This window comes from Mycobacterium sp. GA-1199 (assembly GCF_001500045.1).
Classification (GTDB): domain Bacteria; phylum Actinomycetota; class Actinomycetes; order Mycobacteriales; family Mycobacteriaceae; genus Mycobacterium.
The window spans coordinates 203,070-230,052 of sequence record NZ_LQIX01000023.1; the positions used below are offsets into that span (position 1 = coordinate 203,070).

Annotated in this window: 25 protein-coding genes and 1 pseudogene; 17 read left to right on the forward strand and 9 right to left on the reverse strand. The window is 68.8% G+C overall.

Annotated elements, in window-relative coordinates; all coding sequences use genetic code 11:
- Positions 1–2 precede the first annotated feature (2 nt).
- Positions 3–650, forward strand: a complete 648-nt coding sequence (locus tag AU198_RS16235; protein WP_064349217.1) for a helix-turn-helix transcriptional regulator — start codon at positions 3–5, stop codon at positions 648–650.
- Positions 647–1,081, forward strand: a complete 435-nt coding sequence (locus tag AU198_RS16240) for a hypothetical protein (RefSeq protein ID WP_064349219.1) — start codon at positions 647–649, stop codon at positions 1,079–1,081. Before AU198_RS16235 ends, AU198_RS16240 begins: the two co-directional genes overlap by 4 nt.
- On the opposite strand, the gene AU198_RS16245 is transcribed toward AU198_RS16240, so the two are convergent.
- Positions 1,082–3,250, reverse strand: coding sequence for an acyl-CoA dehydrogenase family protein (locus tag AU198_RS16245; protein ID WP_064349474.1), 2,169 nt, complete (start codon positions 3,248–3,250; stop codon positions 1,082–1,084). It abuts the gene before it with no gap.
- 150 nt (positions 3,251–3,400) lie between these two features.
- Between AU198_RS16245 and AU198_RS16250 the strand changes: the two genes are divergently transcribed.
- Both AU198_RS16250 and AU198_RS16255 read left to right on the forward strand, forming a co-directional pair.
- On the forward strand, positions 3,401–4,624 hold the full coding sequence (locus AU198_RS16250) for an alpha/beta hydrolase (protein ID WP_064349221.1): 1,224 nt from the start codon (positions 3,401–3,403) through the stop codon (positions 4,622–4,624).
- 24 nt (positions 4,625–4,648) lie between these two features.
- On the forward strand, positions 4,649–6,067 hold the full coding sequence (locus AU198_RS16255; RefSeq protein ID WP_064349224.1) for a WS/DGAT/MGAT family O-acyltransferase: 1,419 nt from the start codon (positions 4,649–4,651) through the stop codon (positions 6,065–6,067).
- A gap of 26 nt (positions 6,068–6,093) precedes the next feature.
- Here the strand turns inward: AU198_RS16255 and AU198_RS16260 are convergent, their stop codons facing one another.
- Both AU198_RS16260 and AU198_RS16265 read right to left on the reverse strand, forming a co-directional pair.
- A complete protein-coding gene (locus AU198_RS16260; protein ID WP_064349227.1) occupies positions 6,094–7,368 on the reverse strand; it encodes an alpha/beta hydrolase in 1,275 nt (424 codons plus the stop codon).
- A 42-nt stretch (positions 7,369–7,410) separates the two neighbouring features.
- Positions 7,411–8,220: a lysophospholipid acyltransferase family protein gene (locus AU198_RS16265; protein ID WP_064349229.1), complete on the reverse strand. Its 810-nt coding sequence runs from the start codon at positions 8,218–8,220 to the stop codon at positions 7,411–7,413.
- 109 nt (positions 8,221–8,329) lie between these two features.
- On the opposite strand from AU198_RS16265, the gene AU198_RS16270 reads away from it, so the two are divergent.
- The 8 genes and pseudogenes from AU198_RS16270 (at position 8,330) to AU198_RS16305 (ending at position 14,764) form a co-directional block, all read left to right on the forward strand.
- A complete protein-coding gene (locus AU198_RS16270) occupies positions 8,330–9,541 on the forward strand; it encodes a serine/threonine-protein kinase (RefSeq protein WP_064349231.1) in 1,212 nt (403 codons plus the stop codon).
- Positions 9,542–9,653: 112 nt separating this feature from the next.
- On the forward strand, positions 9,654–11,138 hold the full coding sequence (locus tag AU198_RS16275) for a protein kinase family protein (protein WP_064349233.1): 1,485 nt from the start codon (positions 9,654–9,656) through the stop codon (positions 11,136–11,138).
- Positions 11,139–11,159: 21 nt separating this feature from the next.
- Positions 11,160–11,942, forward strand: coding sequence for a crotonase/enoyl-CoA hydratase family protein (locus tag AU198_RS16280; RefSeq protein ID WP_064349234.1), 783 nt, complete (start codon positions 11,160–11,162; stop codon positions 11,940–11,942).
- A gap of 37 nt (positions 11,943–11,979) precedes the next feature.
- Positions 11,980–12,186 carry a hypothetical protein gene (locus tag AU198_RS16285; RefSeq protein WP_064349235.1) on the forward strand — a complete coding sequence of 69 codons (207 nt, stop codon included), beginning with the start codon at positions 11,980–11,982 and terminating at the stop codon, positions 12,184–12,186.
- 11 nt (positions 12,187–12,197) lie between these two features.
- Positions 12,198–12,533, forward strand: coding sequence for a DUF8129 domain-containing protein (locus tag AU198_RS16290; protein WP_064349236.1), 336 nt, complete (start codon positions 12,198–12,200; stop codon positions 12,531–12,533).
- 120 nt (positions 12,534–12,653) lie between these two features.
- Positions 12,654–13,247: pseudogene (locus AU198_RS16295) on the forward strand (arylamine N-acetyltransferase family protein); the annotation flags it as partial.
- 49 nt (positions 13,248–13,296) lie between these two features.
- Positions 13,297–14,220: a helix-turn-helix domain-containing protein gene (locus AU198_RS16300; RefSeq protein WP_082691058.1), complete on the forward strand. Its 924-nt coding sequence runs from the start codon at positions 13,297–13,299 to the stop codon at positions 14,218–14,220.
- 1 nt (position 14,221) lies between these two features.
- Positions 14,222–14,764 carry a dihydrofolate reductase family protein gene (locus tag AU198_RS16305; RefSeq protein ID WP_064349237.1) on the forward strand — a complete coding sequence of 181 codons (543 nt, stop codon included), beginning with the start codon at positions 14,222–14,224 and terminating at the stop codon, positions 14,762–14,764.
- Here the strand turns inward: AU198_RS16305 and AU198_RS16310 are convergent.
- Positions 14,740–15,312 carry a TetR/AcrR family transcriptional regulator gene (locus AU198_RS16310; RefSeq protein ID WP_064349477.1) on the reverse strand — a complete coding sequence of 191 codons (573 nt, stop codon included), beginning with the start codon at positions 15,310–15,312 and terminating at the stop codon, positions 14,740–14,742. The genes AU198_RS16305 and AU198_RS16310 overlap by 25 nt on opposite strands.
- Positions 15,313–15,772: 460 nt before the next feature.
- On the opposite strand from AU198_RS16310, the gene AU198_RS16315 reads away from it, so the two are divergent.
- The 4 genes from AU198_RS16315 (at position 15,773) to AU198_RS16330 (ending at position 20,172) form a co-directional block, all read left to right on the forward strand.
- Entirely contained in the window at positions 15,773–17,608 is a 1,836-nt protein-coding gene (locus AU198_RS16315; RefSeq protein ID WP_064349240.1) for an acyl-CoA dehydrogenase, read from the forward strand.
- Between the two features lie 83 nt (positions 17,609–17,691).
- Positions 17,692–18,072 (forward strand): hypothetical protein, encoded by a 381-nt coding sequence (locus AU198_RS16320; protein ID WP_156431631.1) that lies wholly within the window; start codon positions 17,692–17,694, stop codon positions 18,070–18,072.
- Positions 18,044–19,522: a sensor histidine kinase gene (locus tag AU198_RS16325; protein WP_082691059.1), complete on the forward strand. Its 1,479-nt coding sequence runs from the start codon at positions 18,044–18,046 to the stop codon at positions 19,520–19,522. Before AU198_RS16320 ends, AU198_RS16325 begins: the two co-directional genes overlap by 29 nt.
- The gene (locus AU198_RS16330; RefSeq protein WP_064349244.1) at positions 19,507–20,172 is read left to right on the forward strand and encodes a response regulator transcription factor; all 666 of its coding nucleotides are present in this window, start codon (positions 19,507–19,509) and stop codon (positions 20,170–20,172) included. Before AU198_RS16325 ends, AU198_RS16330 begins: the two co-directional genes overlap by 16 nt.
- 86 nt (positions 20,173–20,258) lie before the next feature.
- Here the strand turns inward: AU198_RS16330 and AU198_RS16335 are convergent, their stop codons facing one another.
- From AU198_RS16335 to AU198_RS16350, 4 genes are all read right to left on the reverse strand, one after another.
- Positions 20,259–20,483: a hypothetical protein gene (locus AU198_RS16335; protein ID WP_064349247.1), complete on the reverse strand. Its 225-nt coding sequence runs from the start codon at positions 20,481–20,483 to the stop codon at positions 20,259–20,261.
- Between the two features lie 106 nt (positions 20,484–20,589).
- Positions 20,590–21,801, reverse strand: coding sequence for a phosphotransferase family protein (locus tag AU198_RS16340; RefSeq protein ID WP_064349249.1), 1,212 nt, complete (start codon positions 21,799–21,801; stop codon positions 20,590–20,592).
- Between the two features lie 62 nt (positions 21,802–21,863).
- Entirely contained in the window at positions 21,864–23,339 is a 1,476-nt protein-coding gene (locus AU198_RS16345) for an aldehyde dehydrogenase (protein ID WP_064349251.1), read from the reverse strand.
- Between the two features lie 14 nt (positions 23,340–23,353).
- Entirely contained in the window at positions 23,354–24,145 is a 792-nt protein-coding gene (locus AU198_RS16350) for a class I SAM-dependent methyltransferase (RefSeq protein WP_064349253.1), read from the reverse strand.
- Positions 24,146–24,190: 45 nt separating this feature from the next.
- Here AU198_RS16350 and AU198_RS16355 point away from each other — a divergent pair, with 45 nt between their 5' ends.
- Entirely contained in the window at positions 24,191–25,351 is a 1,161-nt protein-coding gene (locus AU198_RS16355) for a glycosyltransferase family 4 protein (RefSeq protein ID WP_064349255.1), read from the forward strand.
- Here AU198_RS16355 and AU198_RS16360 read toward each other — a convergent pair.
- A complete protein-coding gene (locus AU198_RS16360) occupies positions 25,335–26,975 on the reverse strand; it encodes an MmpA family trehalose lipid delivery protein (RefSeq protein WP_231744689.1) in 1,641 nt (546 codons plus the stop codon). The two genes, AU198_RS16355 and AU198_RS16360, sit on opposite strands and share 17 nt — an antisense overlap.
- Positions 26,976–26,983: the final 8 nt, after the last annotated feature.

A 26,983-nucleotide genomic window follows, 5' to 3' on the forward strand; every position in this document is an offset into this window, starting at 1 on the left:
CGATGGCAGGGCGTCGCGAAGCGGTACTGACGACGCTGCGCACCGCAGGCAGGCCCATGAGCATCAGCGAGGTCGCCGAGCGGTTGTCGGTGCACCCCAACACCGCCCGATTCCATCTGGAGACACTGGCCAGGAGTGGCCGAGTGGAAACGGTCGAAGCCGAACGGGCACGACCGGGCCGGCCACCGCTGATGTTCCAGGTGCCGACGGGCATGGACCCGGTCGGTCCGCGCGACTACCGGACGTTGGCCGGTGTCCTGGCCGATGCGCTCGCACGCCAGCGGGACCCGCACACTCAGGCGGTCGCCGCGGGCCGCGTGTGGGCGCGCAACGAGACCGCCGCGACCGGGGACGACACCGTTTCCGGCCCCGGGCAGGCCGTCGACCGGCTGACGGACCTGCTCGGCGAATTGGGATTCGCTCCCGAACGGCGTTCCGCCGACGCCGATCTCGGTGACATCGGATTGCGCAATTGTCCGTTCCTCGAGCTGGCCGTGAACCGCCGGGAAGTCATCTGTCCCGTGCATCTCGGCCTCATGCAGGGCGCGTTGACCGCTTGGGACGCACCGGTCACCGTGGACGCGTTGACTCCGTTCGCAGAGCCAGGGCTCTGCATCGCACATATCGCGCCGAGGAGGCGAGTTCAATGACAGTCGCACAGGCGGTCTCGATCGCGGTCACCTTCGTCTGGTTGGGCATGGTGGTCGCCATCTCGTTCATCGAGGCCCCGCTGAAGTTTCGGGCCCCGGGGGTCTCCCTGCAGATCGGGCTCGGCATCGGCCGGTTGGTGTTCCGCGCACTCAACAGCATCGAGGCCGCGCTGGCAGTGGTCCTGGTCATCGCCGTGGCGATCGCGCGGCCGTCAGGGGTTGCCGTCATCGCGGTCGGTGTCGTCGTCGTGGCATTGGCGGCCCAACTGGTCGCCGTCCGTCCGGCGCTGAACCGCCGCTCCGACGCGGTCCTGTCGGCACCGTCGGGGCAGTCGCCACCGGGGCGGTCACGCGCCCACTACGGCTACGTAGCGCTCGAGGCGATCAAGGTCGTCGCCCTGGTAACTGGGGGAATCGCGTTGCTGGCCTGACTATTTCAGCAACGGGTCGCGCGGTAGACCCAGGATGCGCTCGGCGATCGTGCTGCGGGTGATCTCGGAGGTGCCGCCGGCGATCGTCATCGCCCGGTTACCGAGGTAGGCCAGCGTCAACGTCGGGGTCTGTCCGACGACGGCCGCGGAACCGGCTAACTCCATCGCCAGTTCGGTCATCCGCTGCCCGGATTCGGCCACCAGGAGTTTGGTGACATTGCCCTCGGGCCCGGGTTCCGAACCCGCGATCGCGCGGGTCACCCGCCGCAGGTTCAACAACCGCAACGTGTGCGTCTCGGCGATCACCTCGCCGGCCCGCCGCAGGTAAGTCGCCCTGGTCTCGGCCGACGCGTTGTCGAGCAACTTGACCAGATCGGCCGCGGTGAACCCGGTCGCTCCGCCCGAACCGCCGCCGATCGAGATGCGCTCGTTGCCCAGCGTCGCGCGGGCCACCAGCCAACCCTTGTTCACATCCCCCACGACGTCGGCGTCCGGGACGAAGACGTCGTCGAAGAACACCTCGTTGAAGTGCGCATGGCCGGTCAGCCCGCGAAGCGGATTCACCGTCACACCAGGGGCTTTCATGTCGATGGCCATCATCGTCACACCCGCGTGCTTGGGTGCCTCTGGGTCGGTGCGCACGGTGGCAAGACCCCACTGACACTGGTGGGCCAGACTTGTCCACACCTTCTGGCCGGTCACGCGCCAGCCGCCGTCGACCTTCTTCGCCGATGTCCGCACGGCCGCGGCATCGGAGCCCGCGCCGGGTTCGGAGAACAGCTGACACCACATCACCTCGCCGCGCAGCACCGGTTCGACCCAGCGCTCCCGCTGGTCGTCGGTGCCCGCCTGGGCGATGGTCAGCGTGACCCAGCCGGTGATGCCCAGGTCGGGCCGCTCGACATCGGCGAATTCCTCTTCGATGACCAGCTGCTCGAGCACCTCCGCGGCGCGTCCCCACGGTTTGGGCCAGTGCGGCACCAGATAACCCGAATCGACGAGATAGTCGCGTTGTTGGTCGGCGGGCAGGGAGCGTAGCTTCGCGACCGCATCGCGCGCCTGCTCGCGGAACTGCTCGGCTTCCGGCGGCAGCGTGAACGTCGCACCACGCGCCTGGCCACTGCGCTGCGCTTCGACGACATCCAGCAGCGGATCGCCGGCCTCGGCCATCAGCGCCGCGAGCGTCCTCGCGCGCCGCAGATACAGGTGGGAATCGTGTTCCCAGGTGAAACCGATCCCGCCGTGCAGCTGAATGTTGGTCTGCGCGTTGAAAATCTGCGTCCGGATGGCGTGCGCCGCTGCGACCGCGGCGGGGAACGACGCGCTGTCCAGGTCGTCGGCGCGGGCGGCATCCCATGTCGCGGCCGTCGTCACCTCGGCGTTGACGAGCATGTTGGCCGCGTGGTGCTTGACGGCCTGGAATGTCCCGATCGTCCGGCCGAACTGCTCACGGACCTTGGCGTATTCGACGGCCATTTCCATGCTGGCCCAGCTCACGCCGACGGCCTCGGCCGACGCGAGGATACGAAAGACCGTGTGCGCCTTACGGGCTGCGCCGCGAAGCAGACGCTCGTCGGTGACCGTCACACCGCTGAGCGCGACCTTGCCCAGGCTGCGCGAGGTGTCCATCGACTCGAGGGGGGTGATCGTGACGCCCTCGGCGGCGGAATCGATGACGACGACGTCGTCGCCCGCGACCACGGCCAGCAGGTTCGCGTCGGGAGCGCCCAGCACCGCGGGGCTCTCACCGGTCACGACCAGATCGGATCCCATTGTCACGCTGCCCGAGACCGCGAGCGCACCCACGGTGCTGCCGTCGGCCAGACCTGGAAGCAGTTGTGCGCGAAGTGAATCAGGTGCACACCGGTCAACCACCACGGCCGCCGCCACGGTGGGCAAAAACGGCCCGGGACACAGTTCCCGTCCCTGGGCTTCGAGCACCACCGCCAGCTCCGCGAGCCCGAAACCGGACCCGCCGTATTCCTCGGCGACGGCCAGACCGGTCCATCCGAGGCCCGCCGCGGCCGACCAGATCTCGGCGGGGTGCGACGAACCGCCCTCCAGCGTCGAGCGGGCTGCCGCCCGGCTGTTGACACGATTGAGCTGGCCGAACGCCGCGTCGGCCAGGTCGACGTGCTCTTCGGTGATGGCAAGCGCTGACTTACTCACGTGGGAGTCCTCTTCGAAGTTGACGGTCGGCAAGTCACGCTAAACCATCTTCGCAGGTCACGGTATAGGCCTCCGACCTCCCGAAATGTGAACGGTAGACACTTCAAGAAGTTGACATATGCGTGAGGACCGCCGAGGTACAGTCGCGCAATGACGGTGCGACCGGATGCCCGGTACCCAGGCCCGACCTTCTGGACACGCGCGCGGTGGTTGCTGAACGCCGGTCCCTCCGACTACATGCTGGCGATGAGCGTGGCGTCGGCTTCGCTGCCCGTCATCGGAAAGCACCTGGAGCCATTGGGCACCCTGGCCGCGGTGACCGCCTGGGGCTCCCGCCATGCGCCGGACTTTCTGGGCTCGACGGTGAAGTCATGGTTTAGCCCGGGCGATGCCGAGCAAAAGGAGGCGGAGCGCAACAGCACCAATGTCGTCACCCAAGCCGCGCTGCGCGGCGTCGTCAACGCCAAGGACCTCGCGATCGAGTGGCCCGCGCCCGAGTCGGTGCCGCCGTTGTGGAAGCTGCGCGAGCACCGGCGCAACGTCTATCGCACGTCGGTGCAGTACGGACCCCGTCCCTCGCAATTGCTCGACGTGTGGCGGCCCAAGGAGTTACCGGCCGAGCCCGCTCCGGTGCTGATCTTCGTACCGGGCGGCGCATGGGTTCACGGCAAGCGCATCCTGCAGGGCTATGCGCTGATGTCCCACCTCGCCGAGAAGGGCTGGGTGTGCCTGTCCATCGACTACCGCGTGGCGCCGCACCACCGGTGGCCGGCGCATATCCACGACGTGAAGACCGCGATCGCGTGGGCGCGCGCGAACGTCGACAAGTTCGGCGGTGACCGCGACTTCGTGGCGATCGCGGGCACCTCGGCAGGCGGGCACCTGGCGGCGCTTGCTGGCCTGACGCCCAACGATCCGGAGTTGCATCCCGATCTGCCCGACGATTCGGACACCTCCGTCGACGCCGTGATCCCGATCTACGGGCGCTACTGCTGGGAGGACCGCTCGACCGTCGAACGGGTGCGGTTCATCGACTTCCTGGAACGCGTCGTCGTCGGACACAAGGTGGGCCGAGATCCGGGTGTCTATCGCAAGGCGTCCCCGATCGCGCAGGCTCATCCCGACGCGCCGCCGTTCCTGATCGTGCACGGCACCGGCGACAGTGTCATTCCGGTGGTGCAGGCCCGCGCTTTCGTGGAACGTCTGCGGACGGTGTCGCGGTCCGCGGTGAGTTACATCGAACTGCCCGGCGCCGGGCATGCGTTCGATATGACCGACGGCGCCCGTACCGCGTCGGTCGCCACGGCAATAGGATTGTTCCTGAACCAGATTCATCGAAATCGGGCCATGGTCGGGGCCAAAGAGGTTATATAGGCACCTCCAGGAGGGGGTGGCGACGTGAAGAGGCTCAGCGGCTGGGACGCGATCCTGCTGTATTCCGAAACCCCGACCGTGCACATGCACACCCTCAAGCTGGCGGTGATCGACCTTTCCGAGTTGGGGGACCGCCCCTTCGGCATCGACGAGTTTCGCCGCGTCATCCATCGGCGGCTCTACAAACTCGACCCGTTCCGCTACGAGCTCGTTGACATCCCGTTCAAGTTCCATCACCCGATGTGGCGGGAGAACTGCGAGATCGACCTCGAGTACCACGTGCGGCCCTGGCGGGTGGAGAGCCCAGGCGGGCGCCGCCAACTCGACGAAGCGATCGGCCAGATCGCCAGCACACCGCTGGACCGCAGCAGGCCGCTGTGGGAGATGTATTTCATCGAGGGCCTGGCCAACGGACGGATCGCGGTGCTCGGCAAGATCCACCACGCCCTCGCCGACGGGGTCGCGTCGGCGAACCTCCTGGCCCGCGGTATGGACCTGCAACAAGGCCCGCAGGCCGAGCGCGACTCGTACGCAACGGATCCGCCGCCGGGAAGGGCGGAATTGGTGCGGACCGCGTTCGCCGACCACATGCGCCAGATCGGTCGGCTACCGGGCGTCATGCGCTATACGGCGCAGGGTCTGCAACGGGTGCGCAAGAGCTCGAAGAAGCTCTCGCCGGAGCTCACCCGGCCGTTCACGCCGCCACCATCGTTCATGAATCACCGCGTCGACGCGCAACGCAAGTTCGCCACGGCCACCCTGGCGCTCGCCGACGTCAAGGCGACCGCCAAGCATCTGGGCGTCACCGTCAACGACATGGTCCTCGCGATCTCGGCGGGCGCGTTGCGCGAGCTGTCCCTGAAGTATGACGGGCAGGCCGACCACCCTCTGTTGGCTTCCGTCCCAGTCAGTTTCGACTTTTCTCCCGATCGGATCTCCGGCAACTACTTCAGCGGTGTCATGATGACGGTCCCTATCCAGCTCGAGGATCCGCTGCAGCGGGTACAGGCGGCACACGACGCCGCCGTGGAGGCCAAGGAGACCCATCACCTGATGGGGCCCGAACTGGTGAGCCGGTGGTCGGCGTACTTCCCGCCGCGGCCGGCCGAGCGGCTGTTCCATTGGCTGGCCGAAAAGGACGGCCAGAACAAGGTGTTGAACCTTCCGATCTCCAACGTGCCAGGCCCCCGGCAACCCGGTCGGGTCGGCGGTGCGCTGGTCACCGAGATCTACTCCGTCGGCCCACTCACCACCGGAAGCGGTTTGAACATCACGGTGTGGAGCTATGTCGACCAGCTCAACATCTCGGTGCTGTCCGACGGTGCCACGCTCGACGACCCGCACGAGCTGACCGACGCGATGATTGATGCTTTCATTGAGATCCGCCGGGCGGCAGGGCTTTCCGACGAACTGACGGTGGTCGAGTCCGCGATGGCGCAGTAGCGGCGGCTTTACTCAGCCGCCTCTCCCTACGCGCCGGCAGACTTCGCCTGCGGCAATTGACCGCTCGATACTTGACGCCGCGCGTGCACCCACGACAGGAACCGCTCGACCGCCTGCGCGGTGTAGTGCGCCCGCGGTGAGCCGTAGAAGTCGAATGCGTGCTGAGCGTGCGGGATTTCGGCGTACGCGACGGTGGACGTCGACACCTTGCGCAGCGCCTCGACGAAGTCGCGACCCTCCTGCACCGGGATGATCGAGTCGTCCTGGCCGTGGAGCACGAAAAACGGTGGGGCGTCCGGACGTACGCGCATGATCGACGAGGCGTCGACGTACGTCTGCTTGTGCTCGGTGATGGGCTTCTTCACGACGAACTTCTGCAGGAAGGCGATGAACTCCCTACGGCCGGAGCCTCGTGCCGACACCCAGTCGTAGCGGCCGTAGATCGGCACCGCGGCCGCCACGGACGTGTCGGCGTCCTCGAATCCCGGCTGCCACTGCGGATCATCCGGCGTCAGCGCGGCCAGCGAGGACAGGTGGCCGCCCGCCGAGCCGCCCGTGATCGCGACGAAGTCGGGGTCCCCGCCGTAGTCGGCGATGTTCTCCTTGATCCAGGCCAGGGCCCGTTTGACGTCGATGATGTGCGCGGGCCAGGTGTGGCGCGGGCTGACCCGGTAGTCGATCGACACGCACACCCAGCCGCGCTCGGCCATGTAGCTGAGCAGGGGATAGGCCTGGGGTCTGCGCATGCCGATGGCCCACGCACCGCCGGGCACCTGCAGCAGCACCGGTGCCTTGCCGTCGCGCGGCAGGTCGGCGCGCCGCCAGATGTCGGCGCGGTTGACCCGGCCGTGGGGCCCGTACTGGACGGTGTTGGCACGCTCGACGTAGCGACGGCGCACCAATTCATTCGGGGGGATGCCGACGAGTCGGCCCCGCCGTGCGGGCTGCGACGACGAGGCCACCTGCTCGTAGTCGTCGCCGAGCGCCTCGCGCAGCGGTTCCTCGAAATACCGCTTCGACGTCACGTTGCGGTACATGATCAGCCCGAGCAACGCCCATGCGATCGCGGTGAGCGCCAACGCGATACGGCCCTTCGCGCCGCGGAAGTCGCCCCGCAGCCCGCGTCGTCCGACGTCGAGCACCGACCCGGCCAGATACAGCGGCGCTGCCTCCGACGTCGGCCAACCGAACGCGAACACCGGCAAGGTGATGTAGCCCTCGCGACCAAGCGGTTGCACACCGTTGGCGGCATTGGCGAGTTCGGCCGCCGCGCGCAGCAGCGGAAAACGGCGTCTAGTCATCGAGGTCCGTCATAGCCCTCCGATGCCTGTCCGAAACAAGTCTCAGCCCAGGATCGGGAGGCGGCGCTCGGTGGCCAGCTCGTCGAGTGCCCGTTGCATCACCCGGCGCACGTGAGCGTCGACCTCGTCGATGTCGGGGTCCTCGCCGAACTCGGCCACGATGTCGATCGGCGGCAGCACCTGCATGACGATCTTGGAGGGCAGCGGAATGTTGGGCGGCACCACCAACGACAGGCCGAACGGGAACCCGAACGAGATCGGCATGATCTTCGCCCGGGCCAGCCGCGCGATCGGGCCGAGGCGCTCTGCCAGCCAGGTGCCACGCGACAGGAAGATCTGGGTCTCCTGGCCGCCGATGCCGACCGTCGGAACGATCGGCACACCGGCGTTGAGCGCGGCCTTCACATAGCCGGTTCGCCCGCCGAAGTCGATGACGTTCTCCGAGAACGTTGGCCGGTACACGTCGTAGTCCCCGCCGGGGAACACCACGACCAGACCGCCGGAGCGCAGCGCGCGGTCGGCATTCTCGTGGTTGGCGCTGATATAGCCGATCTTGCGGAAGAACTCGCCGGTCGGTCCGACCATCAACATGTCGTGGCTGAGCGTGTAGATGGGCCGGTCGTAGCCGTGATGGGCGTAGAAGTCCGCGGCCAGGATCGGCACGTCCATCGGGAGCATGCCCCCGGAGTGGTTGGACACCAGCAGGGCGCCGCCCGCGGGGATGTTCTCGAGTCCCCGCACCTCAGAACGGAAGTAGCGCTTGAGGAACGGGCGGGTGACGGCGAAGAAGCGTTCGGTCAGACCCGGGTCCCATTTGGTGAGCTGCGACGGCTCGGTGTCGGCGGTGGCCACCGGACCCCCTCTGATCGAAAACTGAAACGTGTTCTAGTTTAGCGGAGCGCCCCTGTCCAGCACAAACGGCGGGCGTTTGCCCACACCCGGGTTCGGCTACCTTATCGGCATGGACGGCCGCGACCTACTTGCGGACCGCTACGAATTGCGAGGTGTACTCGGTCGCGGCGGGATGGCCGAGGTCCACGACGGCTGGGACACGCGGTTGCACCGGCCGGTGGCGGTCAAGCTGCTGTATCCCGCGTTCGCCACCGATACCGACATGCGGCGACGGTTCGAGGAGGAGGCCCGCGCGGCCGCGGCGCTGAACCACCCCAACATCGTGTCGGTGCACGACTCCGGCGAGCATGCCGGTAGCCCGTTCATCGTCATGGAGCGACTGCCCGGACAGACACTGCAGGACGAGATCGCGATGGGGCCGATGCCGCCACCGCGTGTACGCAAGGTGCTCGACGACGTGCTCGGCGCACTGGCCTGCGCGCATACGGCGGGCATCGTCCACCGGGACATCAAGCCGGGCAACGTGCTGATCAACCCGAACAGCGGTGCGATGAAGGTTGCCGACTTCGGCATCGCCAAGACCGCGGGTTCCGCGCTCACCGCCACCGGACAGATCGTCGGCACGATGGCCTACATGAGCCCGGAGCGGGTCGCGGGCGCACCGGCCTCGGTGGCCGACGACCTCTACGCGGTCGGCGTGATGGGGTATGAGGCGTTGACGGGACAGCGGCCGTTCCCCCAGGAGAATCCCGCCGCGCTGCTGCACGCCATCCTCGACGCGCCACCGCCTCCGATCGGCGCGGTACGACCTGACGTCGACCCGACGCTGGCCGCGACGATCGACCGGGCCCTGGCCCGAGACGTGAACCAGCGGTTCAGCAGCGCCGAGCAGATGCGCGCCACGCTGATGGGCGCGCCCTCCGCACCGCTGATGGGACCGGCACCCGCAGCGGCGCCACGACCCGCAACCAAAATCCTCGCCGAACCGCTCGCGCCCTCGGCCAACTACTTCGTCGCTCCTGCGCCGCGGCGGCGGCCGATGAGCCGCGAGCGCAAGCTGCTGTTGGCCGCCGCGGGGCTTGTCGCGGTCGTCGTGGCCGGCCTCGCGTTGGCGCTGGACCCGTCGTCGAGCACGCCGCCGCCGCAACAGGTCTCCACCAGCACGCCGGCACAGCCGCCACCTCCGCCGCCGACCACCGCCGCGCCGCTACCGCCGAGCGCGGCCCCGATCGTCGAGCAACCCAAACCGCCCAAGCCGCCCAAGAAGGGCAACGGCAACGGACGCGGCAACGGCAACGGCAACGGTAAGAAGGGTGACTGACGCGTTTAGGCACCGCACCGCGCGGCTACTCACCGTCGACGATTGAGCCGGCTGGCGTCCCCGCCGCACCGTTGCGAACGGGTGGACCCACACGGCGAGTGAGTTCGGAGCGATGGCCACACGCGAGCAACGACTGATTCCCGGCATGGCGATCGGGGGCCGATACCGGCTGATCGCTCCGCACGGCGGCCGCCCGCTGCTGGATTTCTGGCAGGCGCTCGACACCGCGTCGGGACAGCACGTCGCGCTGACCGTCGTCGACGTCGCGCAAGAATTGCCCGACGAGTTCGTCCACGAGATCCTGGCGCGCACCATCCGGCTGCGTGGTCTCGACACATCCGGTATCGCGCCGGTGCTCGATGTGCTGCACACCGGCGCCTATGGGGTCGTGGTATCGGACTGGCTTGCCGGACAGAGCCTCCGCGAGGTCGCGGACGAAAGGCAGGCACCCGACGCCGTGGCCGCCATGACGCGAGCGCTGGCCGCGGCCGCCGAGGCCGCGCACCGCGCGGGTCTCGTGCTGTCGGTCGACGATCCCGCACGGTTGCGGGTCGGCGCCGACGGACACCTCGCGCTGGCGTTTCCGGCCGTCCTGCCCGACACCACCCCGCAGACGGATCTGCGTGGAATCGGCTGCGCGCTGTACACGCTGCTCCTCGGCCAGTGCCCGGACGGGACGGGCCGGCCCGAGGAGCCGGCCGAACTCGACCCGCGAATCCCCTTCCTGATCTCCACCACGACCTCGGCGCTCCTGCGGGACAACGGCGGAATCAGCAGCGCCGCAACGCTGCTCACCTTGCTGGAACAGGCCGCCGCACCCGACGTCGCGCCCACTCACCGAGTCATGCCGCCCCTGCCGACGCCGAAGCCCGGGCGCTATGCCGAATTTCGCAACTTCGGACCCGAGGAACGAAAAGAAGTGGCCCGCCGCACGATCCTCCGCACCGGGCTCGGTGCCGCCGCGGCCATCGTTGCGGTGGCGATCCTGGCGCTGGGCTCGTCGCTCAACGGTCTGCTGGAGACCAACGACGACGACGTCGCGATGGACGCGGACAAACTCGGGCTGGTACCGACGACCGCGGCGGCGCCCCCACCTCCCGAGCAGACCAAGACCGTGCGCGGACTGGCTCCCGGCGACCGCGTCCCGGTGGAGGCGGCGACGGTCTTCGCCCCCGACGGATCGCCGGACAGCCCGGGCGACGCCGGTTTGGCGATCGACGCCAAGCCCGACACGGCATGGTCGACCGACCGCTACTACGACGCCGATCCGTTCCCGAAGTTCAAACCCGGCGTGGGCCTGCTCATCTCCTTGCGTGAACCCAAGCCGATCACCGCGGTCACCGTCGAGCAGAACAGCGCCGGCTCGCTGATTCAGATACGCGGCACCGACACCCCCGGCGAACCGAGGGCGCTGGCCGACACCTTCGAGCTCACACCCGCCACCCCCGTCGAGCCCGGCGTGACTCGAATCCCCGTGACGGACCCGCGGCCGATCTCGCGCGTGGTGGTGTGGATAACCAAGTTGGGCACCGCCGACGGGCAGAACCGTGCGGCCATCGCCGAGATCGGCGTGCACGCGGCCGCTGCGCCCGCATGATCCGGTCCGCGGGCCGTTACGATCAGCCGCGTGAGTGACAACACTGAACCAGTCGTACTTGTCGAACAGCGCGACCGCATCCTGATCATCACCATCAACCGTCCGCAGGCCAAGAACGCGGTGAACGCCGACGTCAGCCGTGGCCTCGCCGACGCCATGGACCGACTCGACGGCGATGCCGGCCTGTCGGCGGGCATCCTGACCGGCGCCGGCGGCTCGTTCAGCGCGGGCATGGACCTCAAGGCGTTCGCGCGCGGCGAGAACGTGGCCATCGAGGGCCGCGGCCTGGGCTTCACCGAACGCCCGCCCGCCAAGCCGCTCATCGCGGCGGTGGAGGGCTACTGCCTTGCGGGTGGGTGCGAGCTGGCGCTGGCCACCGACCTGATCGTGGCGTCGAAGGAATCCGCATTCGGCATTCCGGAGGTCAAGCGCGGGCTGGTCGCCGGCGGCGGCGGGCTGCTGCGGTTGCCGCAGCGTCTTCCCTACGGCCTCGCAATGGAACTCGCGCTGACGGGTGAGAGCCTGTCCGCGCAGCGCGCCCACGACCTCGGGATGGTCAACGTGCTCGCCGAGCCGGGTCAGGCGTTGGAGGCGGCGATCGCCTTCGCCGAGAAGATCACCGCCAACGGTCCGCTCGCGGTGGCGGCGACCAAGCGGATCATCGTCGAGTCGCGCGACTGGAACTCCCAGGAGATGTGGAAGAAGCAGGTCGAGATCTTCGGGCCCGTCTTCATGTCCAACGACGCCAAGGAAGGCGCGATCGCGTTCGCCGAGAAGCGGGCGCCGAAGTGGACGGGGACCTAACGGGTTTCATAACGGCCGCCCGGGGCAACCGTTAGGCGTGGAAACGTTGTCCCGAGCGCGATCCGCGCAGAAGCGCATCTTCAAGGTGCAGCGACGAGTGTGGTTGATGCAGGCCGCGATGTGGCCGATGTTGGCGCTCGTAGGTATCGGAGCGGTCGCCGCGGTGATCGTCCGGTACCGCGGACGCGCCGACGGGCCGGGGACAGCGATCCCCTCGCCGGCCGACGGCCTACCCCACCTTTAAGGAGACAGCGCATGGCGCAGAGCGACGACCTGCCGATCACCGACTACGACCAGCTGCCGCTGACCGAGTTGCGGCACCGCATCCGTGCGCTCGACGAACCCCAGTTGCGGGCGGTGTTCGATCACGAGACCGAGCACGGCAACCGCATCCCGGTGCTCGAGGTGCTGCATGCGCGGCTCAAGGAGCTGACCCATGGTGCCGAGCCGTCGTCCGGTGACCCGAGCAGCGCGCCCGAGGTGAGCGGTGCGGCGGGCGGTTCGCCCGTGCAGGAGTCGACGGCCGCGCAGCCCAACACGCCGCTTCGGCACGGCGTCGCGAACCAGACGCCGGCCCGCGGCAAGCCATAATCCCCCGTGCACACGTTCGGCGCGCCATCCCGCGGCATCCGTTGACCTGAAGTGCGGTTCAGACCGCAAGATGTGGGCATGGCAACCGACGTGACGGCTTCGCTCGACGTGGCCGCCTACTACGTGCTCGAGGCGCTGGGCTACGGCGTGCAGCGGCTGGCGGGCCGGGTGGTGTGGATGAACCAGTCGGGCGCGCTGCCCGCGCAGACGCATCAGGTGCTGTCGGTGCGCGTCCCGGCAGAAGACGGACCGTGGTTGATCGACGTGGGGTTCGGTGGGCAGACGCTGTCGTCGCCGATCCGGCTCGAAGCCGGTCCCGTGCAGGCGACGCGCCACGAGCCCTACCGGCTGCGCGACCACGATGACGGCTTCCTGTTGGAGGCCGAGATCCGCGGGCAGTGGCAGCCGCTGTACACGTTCGAGACCCGCCCGCGGCCACAGATCGATCTGCAGGTCGGAAGTTGGTACGTGTCAACGTTTCCCGAATCGGGATTTGTCACCGGCCTGTCGGTGGCACTGGTCACCGACGACGCCAGGTGGAATCTGCGCGGCCGCAACTTGGCCGTCCACAGCGGGGGAGGCACGGAACGAGTGCGCCTCGACACGGCCGCCGATGTCCTCGCCGAACTGACCGGCCGCTTCGGCATCGACCTGACCGACCTGGGCGATCACCGTGATATCGAGGCTCGGATTCACGAGGTGCTCGACAGCTGAACGCAGCAGGAATCGTCATGTTCTTTCGCTGGCGGCGCGACCATACTCGGTGTTCGTGACCACCGAACCGCGCCGCGACCGCCTACGGGAACTGCTCGACGCGGTCGTCGCCGAACCCAACAGCGGGGTGGACAGCATGGCCCGCAGCACCCACGCCTCCGAATTCCACTTCTCGCGGGAAGTGCGCCGCCTGACCGGCGAGTCGCCCGCGGCCATGCGCCGCCGCATCATGCTCGAACGTGCGGCATGGCGGTTGCAGCAGGGTGAGCGCGTGTCTGCCGTCGCGGCCGACGAGGGGTGGTCGTCGGTCGAGGTGTTCTCGCGCGCCTTCCGGCGCACCTTCGGTGTGCCGCCGTCGAGGGCCGCCGACGTCGAGTTCAGGGTCACCGCACCCAACGGTCTTCACTTCCACCCGCCGCATTCGCTGTGGCTCGACAACGCGGGGGACACGAAGGAGCCCGACATCTCTGTGTTGATGGTGGCGCATGACGTCGCCGACACCGCGTATCTCCTGGACCGCGCGAGCGGCTTGACCGAAGACCAATGGCGAGAAGAGATCTCGCCCGGGCAGGTGGTTCTCGACTGGGACGGTCCCGAGCCCAGCGTCGGAGCTGTGCTCGGTGCGATCGTGTGGACCAAGCAGGTGTGGTTGGCCACGATCGAAGGCCGCGATTTCCCGGACCGCTCGGCCACCCTGCCCGCGACCACCACGGCCGCGCAGTTGGCCCGGCATCACGACGACATCGCAAAGCGCTGGACGACAATGGTTTCCGAGTATGCCGCCGACGGCCGGATGGGGGACACCGTCATTGACGCGCTGTGTGATCCGCCCGAGTCGTTCCAGTTGTACGGCATCGTCGCCCACGTTCTGCAGTACGCGGCTCACCGGCGCGCGCTGGCCCGGACGATGCTGGCCCGCCACGGTATCGACACGCACTGCGGCGATCCGTTGGAATGGATGAGGGGCAACTGATTTGGCGACGGTCTACTACACGGCGTCCAGTTTGGACGGTTTCATCGTCGACGAGCACGACAGCCTGGACTGGCTGACATCACGCGACATCGACCGGAACGGACCGTTCCATTACGACGAGTTCATCGCCACGATCGGTGCCGTGGTGATGGGTTCGGCGACCTACGAATGGATCGTGCGCAATGAGCCGGGTGACTGGATGTACGAGCAGCCGTCGTGGGTGCTGACGCGGCGTCCGCACATCGTCGAGCGCGGACACGACGTGCGGACGTTCGCCGGCGACGTCGCCGATCTCCATCCGGAGTTGCTCGCAGCCGCGGCGGACAAGGACGTGTGGGTGGTCGGTGGAGGCGATGCCGCCCGACAGTTCGTCGAGGCGGGACTCATCGACGAGATGATCGTCAGCTACGCGCCGTGCTCGCTCGGTGCGGGTTCGCCGGTGCTGCCGGTCCGCTCGGAGTGGCAACTCGTCGAGGCGGCGGTGAACCGGGACTTCGTCTGCGCGCGGTGGCGCTCGGTTCAGTTGCGGTCGGGCACACCGTAGCGGCGGATGAAATCGCGTGACCTGATCAGGAATTCGACTTGTGCGGCGACGTCGTGGAGCGGGTCGACCGAGCGCGTCGAGCGGCACAGCACCACCGCGCCCTCGAGTGCCGCGATGCAGGTGATCGCAAGGGAGGCCGCGTCGGATTCGTCGAAACCGTCGGAGACGAACGCGCGGGTGAGCGCGTCGCGCCAGTGGCCGAAGATGCTGCCCGCCACGGTGGTCAGCTGCGGCTCCTCGGCCGCCGAACCGATCGCCGCCGCCACCACCGGGCAGCCGGCCACGAAGTCGCTTTCGACGAGCAGTTCTTCCCAGAACGCCACGAAGTTGCGGACCAGATGCATCCCACCCTTGGCGGCCGCGTCGTCGATCTCCTTGGTGATCGCATCACCGGCGAAGGTCAGCGCCTCGCGCAGGATCTGGTTGCGGCCCCCGGGGAAGTGGTAGTACACCGACCCGCGTGGCGCGCCGCTGCGGGCGAGCACTTCGTCGATCGTGACGCCGGCCGCGCCGCGCTCCCGCAGCACTTCGGCGGCGGCGACCAACATCTTGGTGCGCGTCGAACCGCGCTTGTTGACGGTCTTGGTGGCGACGGAAGACAGGTCAACCTCCAATGGGGCGGTCAAGCTGCGGGCGTGCGACGCAGTTGCGCCGGGCGCCAACCGAGCGTACGGGGGCTGAGTCGAAAGATCCGACGATCGTGCACGCGATGGGTGAACCGGTATCCGGCGACGTTGACTTCAATGACCCACATCGGGTGCCTCCCTGGTATGACATCGAGCATAAAACGCGCAACACACAAGAGCAACAAATGTATTCCGCATCACATAGCTCGGTCTAATAGTCCCAGCTAGATCCCCGTACTGGTGTCGGCCGCCCGGACGGCGCCGCAACCGTTGACTATGTACGAGACCATAATTTGAACCGGCATGGTGACCTGAGCTGAAGTGCAGGTCGCGGCTGGATCGGACGGCTACGCTCGGTCCACGCGAACGAAAGGCGCTCGTCATGAGCCACTACAGAAGCAATGTGCGGGATCTGGAGTTCAACCTCTTCGAGGTGCTGGGTCTCGACAAGGCGCTGGCGACCGGTGAGTTCGGCGAACTGGACGGCGATTCGGTGCGCCAGATGCTCGACGAAGCGGCCCGTCAGGCCGAGGGGCCGCTCGCCGAGTCGTTCGCCGAATCCGACCGGCACCCGCCCACGTTCGATACGGCCACCCATGAGGTGACCCTGCCCGAGCCGTTCAAGAAGTCATTTCGGGCCTGGCAGCAAGGCGAGTGGTTCCGCGTCGGGATGGCCGAGGACATCGGCGGGGTGGCGGCACCGGCCGCCGTGGAGTGGGCGATCAACGAGTTCGTCCTCGGCGGCAATCCGGCGGTCTTCATCTACCAGGCCGGATCGAAGATGGCAGACATCCTCTACGGCATCGGCAACGAACAGCAGCGACACTGGGCCGCGCTGATGGTGGAACGCGACTGGTGCGCGACGATGGTCCTGACCGAACCCGACGCCGGTTCCGACGTGGGAGCCGGCCGCACCAAGGCCGTCCAACAGCCCGACGGCACATGGCATCTCGACGGGGTGAAGAGGTTCATCACCAACGGCGACGCCGGCAACCTGTTCGAGAACATCGTGCATCTCGTGCTGGCCCGCCCCGAGGGCGCAGGCCCGGGCACCAAGGGTCTGTCCCTGTTCTTCGTGCCGAAGTTCCACTTCCACCCCGAGACCGGTGAGCTCGGCGAGCGCAACGGCGTCTTCGTCACCAACGTCGAGCACAAGATGGGGCTGAAGGTGTCGGCGACGTGCGAGCTGACCTTCGGTCAACATGGTGTGCCGGCCGTCGGGTGGCTGGTCAACGACTCCCACAACGGCATCGCCCAGATGTTCAAGGTCATCGAGTACGCCCGGATGATGGTGGGCACCAAGGCGATTGCCACGTTGTCGACGGGTTATCTCAACGCGCTGGATTACGCCAAGACCCGCGTGCAGGGCGCGGACATGACCCAGATGACCGACAAGACCGCGCCGCGGGTGACCATCCTGCACCACCCGGATGTGCGCCGCGCGCTGCTGACGCAGAAGTCCTATGCCGAGGGCCTGCGTGCGCTCTACCTCTACACCGCCGCCCACCAGGACCCCGCCGTCGCGCAGATCGTCTCCGGGGCCGACGCCGAGATGGCCGGGCGCGTCAACGATCTGCTGCTGCCGATCGTCAAGGGCGTGGGGTCGGAACGGGCATACCAGTGCCTGACCGAATCCCTACAGACGTTCGGCGGTTCGGGCTTCCTGCAGGACTATCCGATCGAGCAGTACATTCGCGACGCCAAGATCGACTCCCTCTACGAGGGCACCACCGCGATCCAGGCGCAGGACTTCTTCTTCCGCAAGATCGCCCGTGACCAGGGTGCGGCGCTGGCGCATTTGGCCGGTCAGATCCAGGAGTTCATCCGCAGTGACATCGCGCGTGCAGAACTCGCCGACGGGCGCGCCAGGTTGGCAACCGCGCTGCAGGATGTGCAGGCGATGGTCGCGGCCCTGACCGGATACCTGGTGTCGGCGCAGGAGAACCCGCGCGAGTTGTACCGCATCGGCCTGGGATCGGTGCCGTTCCTGCTCGCCGTCGGCGACCTGGTGATCGGCTGGTTGTTGTTGCACCAGGCCGAGATCGCGCTCGCGGCCCTCGACGGCGACGTCTCCGACAGCGACCGGGCGTTCTACACCGGCAAGGTCGCGGCGGCGAACTTCTTCGCCGAGCACATGTTGCCGCTGTTGACCGCCGCGCGAGGGATCATCGAGACCATCGGTCTGGACGCCATGGACGTGCCGGAAGAAGCGTTCTGAGCAGACCCGGCGAGCGAGCCCGATGAGAAGGTTCTCATCCGGCTCTCATGGCCGAAACATCGCCGGCTCGCAGGGTGGAGTCCATGCGTGTAGTGCTGATGATGATGTTCGCCGTGCTGGGGGTGGCCGGCATCGTGGCGGTGGCCGACGCCACCGTGAACAAGCCGGCCGATCAGCAACCCCTGGCCCCGATCGTCGTGCAGCCCGCCGAACGCGGCGACGAGGCCGAACCGCCCCGCGGGTTGCCTCCGGGAACACCCGCCGGCCCACCGGCCGGAGCGCCCGCGGCGCCGGTACCAATCCAGACCTTGGCGCCCGCAGACCCGTCCGTCCGGTTGCCCGCGCCTCCGCCGGCGGTCACCTCGGCGCGGGTTCCCCCACCCTCCAGCGTTGGCGACTGGGACGATGACGACTACGGGGACGACGACGGAGACCATGACGACGACTGGGACGACGACGACTGAGCGGCGGTCGTCGTGGAGCCGGCTGCACCCCTCGGCAGCCCGGACCCGGATCATGGGCTGGGTCCTGCTGCTGATGCTGCTCGGGCTCGCGGTCGTGACCCTGGTGACCTGGCGGCTTCTGGTGTCGGCCACCGACGCGCGGATGGACGAGGCGTTGCGGTTTGAAGTCAACGAATTCAACGAACTGACCATGCCTGGCATCAACCCGCGCACCGGTGAACCATTTCGCAGCGTGCGCGAGGTGATCGACGAGGCGATCGCCTACAACCTCGCCCGACCCAACGAGAAGTTCCTGGGCTACGTCGACGGCAGCTACCGCACCCAGAGCCGCCAGGAACCCGGCACGCCGGAGGTGCTGGCCGACGACGCCGCGTTCGTAGACCTGGTCGCGACGGTCACCGAACCCGTCGAGGGTCGCTACGAGCATCCCGAGGTGGGTGAGGTGCGCTACCTCGCGATCCCGGTGTCACTGGCCGGGGATCCGTCACACGGGGTGATCGTGGCCGCGTACCTGGCCGACGCCGAGCGCGCCTACGCCGACGACGTGGCCCGGCTGACGCTTCTGGTCGGCGGGGCCACCCTGCTGGGCGCGGTCGGGGCGGCGTGGTTGGTGGCCGGCCGGATCCTGCGTCCATTGCGCGACGTCGCCGAGACCGCCCGCACCATCAGCGACACCGACTTGTCACGGCGAATCCCGTCGCGCGGCTCCGACGAGCTGGGCGCGCTGGTCGGCACGGTCAACGACATGCTCGACCGGGTGGAGGCCGGGGTGTCGGCGCAACGCCGGTTCATCGACGACGCCGGCCATGAGCTGCGCACCCCGATCACGATTGTGCGGGGCCACCTCGAGGTGCTCGACCCCGCCGACCCCGACGATGTCACCTCGACCGTGGCGCTGGTCGACGACGAGTTGGAGCGGATGAATCGGATGGTGTCGGACCTGCTGTTGCTGGCGCGTTCGGAGCAGCCGGCGTTCCTGCGGCTCGAATGGGTGAACGTGGCGGAGCTGACGCGGGAGGCCTTCGAGAAGGTGGCGCTGCTGGCCGACCGCGACTTCACGCTGCAGGGTGCGGCAGAGGTCACCGCACTGGTCGACCCGCAGCGCATCACCCAGGCGTTGGTGGCGCTCGCCGACAACGCCTGCCGCTATACCGGCGACGGCGACTGGATCGGGGTCGGTTCCCGCGTCGACGGCCAGCTGCTGCGGTTCTGGGTCGCCGACTCCGGACCCGGGGTCAGCGACGCCGATCGGGGGCGGATCTTCGAGCGCTTCGCGCGCGGCGGCGCGGGCGGGCAGCGCTCCGACGGGGCCGGGCTGGGTCTGTCGATCGTGCGGGCGATCGCGGCTGCGCATGGTGGAGACGTCCAGTTGGACAGCATCCCCGGGCGCGGCGCCACCTTCACCGTCGTCATTCCGATCGATCCGAGGTACAAATGGCCCGCATCCTGATCGCAGAAGACGAACCGCGCATCGCGTCGTTCGTCCAAAAAGGCTTGACCGCAAACGGTTTCACGGTGACCGTGGTCGAGGACGGCCCGACGGCCTACGAGTACGCCACCACCGGCGGCTTCGATCTGCTGATCCTCGACATCGGGCTGCCCGGCACCGACGGGTTCGAGGTGCTGCGCCAGTTGCGTACCGACCGCAACCAGATTCCGGTGATCGTGTTGACGGCCCGCGACAGCGTGCAGGACACCGTGGCCGGCCTCGAGGGCGGCGCCGACGACTACATGCCCAAGCCGTTCCGGTTCGAGGAGTTGCTGGCCCGGGTGCGCCTACGGCTGCAGACCGAACGCCCCGCCGAGCTCACCGTCCTGCGCTACGGCGGCCTGGAATTGGATCTGCGGACCCGCCGCGCCCGCGTCGGCGACAAGGTGGTGGAGCTGTCGGCTCGCGAATTCGCACTCGCCGAAACGTTTCTGCGCCATCCCGGCCAGGTGCTGTCGCGCGAGCAGTTACTCAGCCGGGTCTGGGGCTATGACTTCGACCCCGGCTCCAACGTCGTCGACGTGTATGTCCGTTACCTGCGCCGCAAGCTCGGGTCCGAACGGTTCGTCACGCTGCGCGGCATGGGATACCGGCTTGCCGAAGTGCCGTGAGGAGGTCGCCGGCGGAGTGCTTTCGAGAATGGGCGACGCCCGCCACCGCAGTGGTGGCGGGCGCCGTGGGGGAGGGGATCGATCGCTTAGAAGCTGTCGTCCCAACTGGTGTCGGGGCTGTCGTCCCAGCTGTCGTCGAGCGCCAGCAGGGTGGTGTCGGCCGTGGGTACCTCGACACCGATCGCCGCCGATTCCGGCGCGGCGTTGGGCGCCGAACCGTCGGCCCCCGCCACGCCCGCACCGGCGATGCCCAGTCCGGTCAAAGCGACCCCGAGGGTGACCACCTTCCACGCGTCCCGGCGTTGCTGCATGTCGTTCTCCTTCTCTGGCTCTGGTTGTCGACACCGTCTCCCGGCGTGACAACCACAGCCTCGCCCCCGAGGATTAAAGCTGCGGGAGCCGAAGATGAGCGATCTCTCATCCACCGCCGGCCAGCCAGTCGACGGCCAACCGGATACGTTCAGCGGTTTGCTCGGCCCAGTTCGGGCGTTGCTGCCGGAAGGGCCCCGTGGCCAGTCCCAGCAACGCCGCTGCGGTACGTCGCCGCAGTTCAGCGGGCTCGACGCGGCGCCGCGCATGTTCGCGCACCGCGTCGGCGTAGCGCCGGACCGCAGGGTGGTTGCTGGCCATCGCGGCTGTCAGCAGATGCGCCAGCAGCGTCGCCCAGTCGTCGGCACGGACGCCCGGCCCCGCGGTGTCGACGTCGAGCACCCCGCTGATCCGCCCGCCGACAGCCAGCAGCTGTCCTTCGTAGAAGTCGCCGTGCACCGGGACGGTCTCTTTCGAATCCGCCACGGTGTCACTCAGCTGTGCGACGACGTCGTCGAGTCGGGCCAGCATCGGGTCATCAGGTTCGACGGTGTGGCGCAGCACCGCGGCGAACGTGTCGACCCGCTCCAGCGCCGAGCGCCGCTTTGGGAAATCCAGCAGCTCGCCCGGCAGGGCGTCCAGCACCGCCTCCAGTGCCGCGGGTCCGGGCACCGGTTCGTCGGCCATCAGTTGGTCGCGCAACGGTGTGCCGTCGGCCCGCGGAAACACCACCAGCCCGTCACGGGTGTCGGTCAGCACCGCGGGCACCGGCAGCACCGCGCTCAGTAGCTCGTGGCGGGCGCGCAGCGCCGCCAACGCGGCCGGTCGCACCACTTTGACGAACCAGGTGCGCGGCGGGGCCGTCCCCGGTTCGACGCCCTCGAGCACCGCGCGATGACCCGGCCGGTAGGCCCGTAACCGCAGTTGCAGCATGGCCGCCGATGTCAGTCCCGCGGTGCGCAACACTTCGGCCAGCCTCGTGCCGTCGCCGGCTACCGCTAGCGCCGGCAGCGCCGGGTCGTGCAGCCAGCGCCAGATGCCGACCTCCACCGCTGCGCCCCGATACTGTCCGGCGACCACCGCGGCCCCGTCCGGGATCTCGTCACCGGTCGTCGCCACGAGAATGTCGGGAACCCGGGTGCCGTCGTCGCGGCGCAACTCGGCGGCATAGCGCACCGCCGCGGCGCCCGACGGCTGCACATGGACTGCCGTCGGCCGCACGCCCTGCAACTGCCCGGCGGCGGCATTGTCGACGGCCGCAGCCAGTACCTCGGCCGCGCGCGAGCCAAGCAGCAGGGGCAACGCGGGCGGCTGCGTCATACGCCCACCATGCGCGACTCGCGGCCGGCTGTCAGACCGAATTCGCCTCGCGCGAGCGCGTTCTAGTCCTCGGGGGTGTAGCCGAACGGCAGCAGCACGCTCTTGTGCTCGACGTAGGCCTCGATGCCCTCCGGGCCGTTCTCGCGGCCGATGCCGGAGTTCTTGTAGCCGCCGAACGGGGCCCCGGGGTCGAACGCGTACATGTTGACCGCATACGTGCCGGTGCGGATCTTCGACGCGACCTCGAGCGCCTTCTTGTTGTCGGTGGTCCACACCGAGCCGGCCAACCCGTACACCGAATCGTTGGCGATGCGGATCGCGTCCTCTTCGGTCTCGTAAGGGATGACCGCGAGCACGGGTCCGAAGATCTCCTCCTGGGCGATCGTCATCGAGTTGTCGACGTCGGCGAACACGGTCGGCTCAACGAACCAGCCGTTGTCCAGACCCTCGGGGCGGCCGCCGCCGGTGACGAGGCGAGCACCCTCTTCGACGCCCTTCTTGATGTAGGACTCGACACGGTCGCGCTGCTTCTCGGAGATCAGCGGGCCGATCGCGGCGTTCGGGTCGTCGGGCAGGCCGACCGGCATGGCGCCGATGAAGTTGGCGACCTTCTCGACGACCTCGTCGTAGCGCGACCGGGGCGCCAGGATGCGCGTCTGCGCGACGCAGGCCTGCCCGCTGTTCATCACACCCGAGAATCCGAGCATCGGCAGGGTGGAATCCAGGTCGGCGTCCTCGAGGATGATCGCGGCGGACTTACCGCCGAGCTCGAGCGTGCACGGCTTGAGCTTCTCGGCGGCGATCTTGGCGATCTCCTTGCCGACCGCGGAGCTGCCGGTGAACGTGTACTTGTCGATCTGGTCGTTGGCGGTCAGCGCGCGACCGGTCTCCGGTCCGCCCGGGACGATCGAGAGCACCCCTTCGGGCAGGCCGGCCTCGGCGAACATCTCGGCCATCGCGAACACCGACAGCGGCGTCTCGGCGGCGGGCTTGAGCACCACGGTGCAGCCGGCCAGCAGCGCCGGACCGAGCTTGTTGGCGGCCAGGAAGAACGGCACGTTCCACGCGGTAACGGCGCCGACGACGCCGATCGGCTCGCGCACGACCATGGTCTGGCCGTAGATACCGTCGCGGATCTCCTTCCACGGGAACTTGTCCGCGGCCCCCGCGAAGTACTGGAACGACGACATCGCGGCGCCGTACTGCATCATGTCGACGATGGTCTGCGGCTGGCCGGTCTCGGCGGCCAGCAGGAACTTCAGCTCGTCGCCGCGCTCCTCCATCAGCTTGACCGCCGCCGACAGCACCGCGGCACGCTCCTGCGGCGACTTGTGCGGCCAGGGACCCTCGTCGAACGCCTTGCGGGCGGCGGCGCAGGCCGCGTCGACATCGGCGGCCGACGCCAGCGGCACCTTGCCCACCAACTCGCCGGTGGCGGGCGAGTGCACCTCGATCACATCCGAGGTGGCCGGCTCGACCCACTTGCCGCCGATGAACAGCTTGTCCCATTCGGTGCGAAACGCGGTGCTCTGTGTCATGGCCGTCACATTACCTATCCCGGCGGAAAACGAGAACCTGTTGCAGTCGGGGGGCTCAGCACCAGCACCAGGTTGCTCACCAGGAACTCCCGCAGCACCGGCACCTTCGTCAGCGGCCAGGCCCATCGCGGGTGGTAGCGGGGAAATGCGGCCACCAGAGCGCCCGTGCTCCGCGCCCATTCGAGCCCGTCGGCGGCGCTGACCGCAAACAGTGACGAGCCGTAGTCGTTCTTCGGCGGATGACCGTGCCTGCGGGTGTACCGTCGCGCGGCGCGGGCGCCGCCGAGGTAGTGCCACAGCCCGGTTTCGTGGCCGCCGAACGGGCCCAGCCAGACGGTGTAGGACAGCACCGCCAACCCGCCGGGCCGGGTCACCCGCAGCATCTCGGCGCCCATCCGCCACGGGTGCCGCACATGTTCGGCGACGTTCGACGACAGGCAGATGTCGACGCTGTCGTCGGCGAACGGCAATGCCATCCCCGAGGCCCGCACAGAGGTGGCCGCGGTCGACGTTCCGGGCGCGGCATGCATCTCGCCCGGATCCGGCTCGACGCCGATATAGCGAAAACCCCTGTCGGAAAAGGCTTCCGCGAAATAGCCCGGGCCACCGCCGACGTCGAGCACAATCCGGCCGGCCGGCGCCGATCCGTCCGCGCCGAACCACAGGTCGGCGACCATATCGGCGGTGTCCCCGCCGAGCCCGCCGTAGAACCGCGCGGGGTCGTTCTGCTCGAAGCGGAACTCCGCGAGCAGGCGCAGCGACCGGGACAGCGTCGCGCGCTCGGCGAACCGGTCGGTGACTGGCATGGACCGCACCCTACGCAGCGACGCGGTCGGACTACTCTGTTGGCGATGTCTGACCGTCCGCTCCGATCGGTGCTGCTGCTGTGCTGGCGCGACACCGGCCACCCGCAGGGGGGCGGCAGCGAGGCCTACCTGCAGCGCATCGGCGCGCAGTTGGCCGCCTCAGGTGTCGAGGTCACGCTGCGCACCGCGCGCTACCCGGGCGCCGCGCGTCGCGAGATCGTCGACGGGGTCCGGATCAGTCGCGGCGGCGGGCGCCACACGGTCTACATCTGGGCGGGGCTGGCCATGGTGTTGGCGCGCATCGGGCTCGGACCGCTGCGGCGTGTGCGGCCCGACGTGGTGATCGACACCCAGAACGGCATCCCGTTCATGGCGCGACTGGCCTACGGTCGGCGCGTCGCCGTTCTCGTGCACCACTGCCACCGCGAGCAATGGCCGGTGGCCGGACCGGTGAAGGGCCGAATCGGCTGGTTCGTCGAATCGAGGCTCTCGCCGTGCGCGCACCGGCGCAACCAGTACGTCACGGTGTCGCTGCCATCGTCGCGCGACCTGGCCGCACTGGGGGTGCGTCCGGGACAGATCGCGGTGGTGCGCAACGGGCTCGACGAGGCGCCGGCCTCGACGTTGTCCGCGCGGCGCGCGCCGGCGCCGCGGGTCGTGGTGCTGTCACGTCTGGTGCCGCACAAGCAGATCGAGGACGCGCTCGAGGCTGTCGCCGCGCTGCGGGCGCGCTTCCCGGGGCTGACGCTCGACGTCGTCGGTGGCGGCTGGTGGGAGCAGCGCCTTGTCGAACATGCCGCGCTCCTCGGCATCTCCGATGCGGTGACGTTTCACGGCCACATCGACGACGAGGCGAAACACCGTGTGCTGCAAGAGGCCTGGGTGCATGTGCTGCCGTCGCGCAAAGAGGGCTGGGCGCTGGCGGTCATCGAGGCCGGTCAGCATTCGGTGCCCACGATCGGCTACCGGTCGTCCGGCGGGCTGACCGATTCCATCGTCGACGGTGTGACCGGAGTGTTGGTCGACGACTTCGACGGCCTGGTCGACGGTTTGGCTGAACTGCTGTCCGATCACGTGCTGCGCGAGCAACTCGGAGCCAAGGCGCACGTCCGCTGCGGTGAGTTCTCCTGGCGCCAGAGCGCCGAGGCGATGCGCACGGTGCTGGAATCGGTGCACCGCGGCCAGTACGTCAGCGGCGTCGTCTAGCGATCGCCGCGAACAGCGACAGGCTCGCGCCGGCGAGAAGCATCGCCAGCCACGCCCCGTGTGCGGCCAGCACCACGGCCCGGCCGTCGGCCGGCGGAGATGATCCGCCGACGCGATACAGCGTGAGGTCGTCATCAGTGTAGGCCACCTGCAGCGGCAAAGGCGTTGTCGGGCCGCCCGTTTCGACGCCGCTGGATTCAACCACGACCCATCCGACGCCCGCATCGGCGAGCAGTCGGCGGTCGGCGCTCTCGACGAGAATCTCCTGCACGTCGCGCGCACGCTGACCTTCCCCGTACACGGTCCGCTCGCCGATCTGCAGATCGCCGGTGGTCAACACGTCGGCGCGCACCCACCGGGGCAGCGGATCGAGCACCGGAGCCTCGCCCGCCCACTCGAATCGGCGCATGCTGCCCATCGGCATCACCGCGACCGTTCGCGGGTCTTCGTTGATCAGAGCGGCCACCTTCGCCCATCCCGGCGGGTACTGCACGGCCGCGACTCGGCCGCCCACCCCCCACGCCAGGTCCGGCAGCGTCGCGATCAGCGCGACGCAGCAGAGCGCCGCGGTCCCCGCCGCCGGCAACCAGCGTCGCGCGAAGACCACCGCCGCCGCCCCGGCCACCGCATAGCCGGGCATCGCCAGCGCCACCCACTTCTGCCCGTCACGGACCACCCCGAGGCCGGGAAAGGCGCGGATGGCCGCCTCGAGCAGACTGAGTCCCGGCCCGGTGGCCATCAGCGCGGGCAGGACGATGGCCGCCCCGGCGAGCACCACGAGGGGCAGGGCCGAGGGCCGACGCAGCACGACCGGTAAGCCGAGGGCGACCACACCGAGCAGTACCGCGGTGCCAACGATCGCGAAAAGCGTTGTGCGCGAAGGCGGTACCGCGTCAGCGTTCCAGATGCCGCCCAACCCGGCCAGGCTGAACAGCGTTGCCAGACCCGGTTCGGCGCGCGCGGCGAACGCGACGACACCGTCGGCCTGCGACGACTCCAACGACCGCGACACCGTCGCCGCGACCAGCCACGGCAGCGCCGCGACGACCGTCATCGCCGTCACCAGGCCGGCACACCGCCACCGCGCCCACCCGTCGCCGGGCGCGAAAACACCCACGAGCGCGACGGTCGCCGCCAGCATCAACCCCGTGGGCGTCAGCCCGGCCAGCGCCATCCAGAACGCCAACGCCCACACCGGAGCCCACCGCGCCGACTCCCGCATCTGCAGCACGGCCGTCGCGACCCACGGCAGGCACCCGTAGCCGACGAGCAGGCTCCAGTGCCCTTGCAGCAGCCGCTCGGCAACATACGGGTTCCACACCGCGACCGTCACGGCCACGCACTGACCGGCGAGCCCCGACTCGGGCACCAGCGCGGCGGCCAACCGCGCCGCGCCCCAGCCGGCCAGCCACAGGCCCGCGACCAGCAGCGCCTTGGCCACCACCCCGCCGTCGACCACCGACGACACCACGGCCATGAAAAAGTCCTGGGGAAGGGCCCGCGGTGCGGCCTCGGACAGGCCGAGCGCCGCGTCGGACAAGTAGGACCGCGGCGTGGATACCGCGTCGCGCAACAGCAGATACCCGGGTGCGAGCAGCGGCGCCGTCACCACCAGCGCGAGCACCAATGCGT

Bases quoted from the DNA above. Each gene is read 5' to 3' on its own strand.
- AU198_RS16345 (WP_064349251.1), bottom strand. From the start codon at position 23,339: ATGACACAGAGCACCGCGTTTCGCACCGAATGGGACAAGCTGTTCATC.
- AU198_RS16335 (WP_064349247.1), bottom strand. From the start codon at position 20,483: ATGCAGCAACGCCGGGACGCGTGGAAGGTGGTCACCCTCGGGGTCGCT.
- AU198_RS16275 (WP_064349233.1), top strand. From the start codon at position 9,654: ATGGCCACACGCGAGCAACGACTGATTCCCGGCATGGCGATCGGGGGC.
- AU198_RS16260 (WP_064349227.1), bottom strand. From the start codon at position 7,368: ATGACTAGACGCCGTTTTCCGCTGCTGCGCGCGGCGGCCGAACTCGCC.
- AU198_RS16290 (WP_064349236.1), top strand. From the start codon at position 12,198: ATGGCGCAGAGCGACGACCTGCCGATCACCGACTACGACCAGCTGCCG.
- AU198_RS16310 (WP_064349477.1), bottom strand. From the start codon at position 15,312: ATGTTGGTCGCCGCCGCCGAAGTGCTGCGGGAGCGCGGCGCGGCCGGC.
- AU198_RS16235 (WP_064349217.1), top strand. From the start codon at position 3: ATGGCAGGGCGTCGCGAAGCGGTACTGACGACGCTGCGCACCGCAGGC.
- AU198_RS16340 (WP_064349249.1), bottom strand. From the start codon at position 21,801: ATGACGCAGCCGCCCGCGTTGCCCCTGCTGCTTGGCTCGCGCGCGGCC.
- AU198_RS16320 (WP_156431631.1), top strand. From the start codon at position 17,692: ATGCGTGTAGTGCTGATGATGATGTTCGCCGTGCTGGGGGTGGCCGGC.
- AU198_RS16325 (WP_082691059.1), top strand. From the start codon at position 18,044: ATGACGACGACTGGGACGACGACGACTGAGCGGCGGTCGTCGTGGAGC.
- AU198_RS16315 (WP_064349240.1), top strand. From the start codon at position 15,773: ATGAGCCACTACAGAAGCAATGTGCGGGATCTGGAGTTCAACCTCTTC.
- AU198_RS16330 (WP_064349244.1), top strand. From the start codon at position 19,507: ATGGCCCGCATCCTGATCGCAGAAGACGAACCGCGCATCGCGTCGTTC.
- AU198_RS16270 (WP_064349231.1), top strand. From the start codon at position 8,330: ATGGACGGCCGCGACCTACTTGCGGACCGCTACGAATTGCGAGGTGTA.
- AU198_RS16350 (WP_064349253.1), bottom strand. From the start codon at position 24,145: ATGCCAGTCACCGACCGGTTCGCCGAGCGCGCGACGCTGTCCCGGTCG.
- AU198_RS16240 (WP_064349219.1), top strand. From the start codon at position 647: ATGACAGTCGCACAGGCGGTCTCGATCGCGGTCACCTTCGTCTGGTTG.
- AU198_RS16355 (WP_064349255.1), top strand. From the start codon at position 24,191: ATGTCTGACCGTCCGCTCCGATCGGTGCTGCTGCTGTGCTGGCGCGAC.
- AU198_RS16250 (WP_064349221.1), top strand. From the start codon at position 3,401: ATGACGGTGCGACCGGATGCCCGGTACCCAGGCCCGACCTTCTGGACA.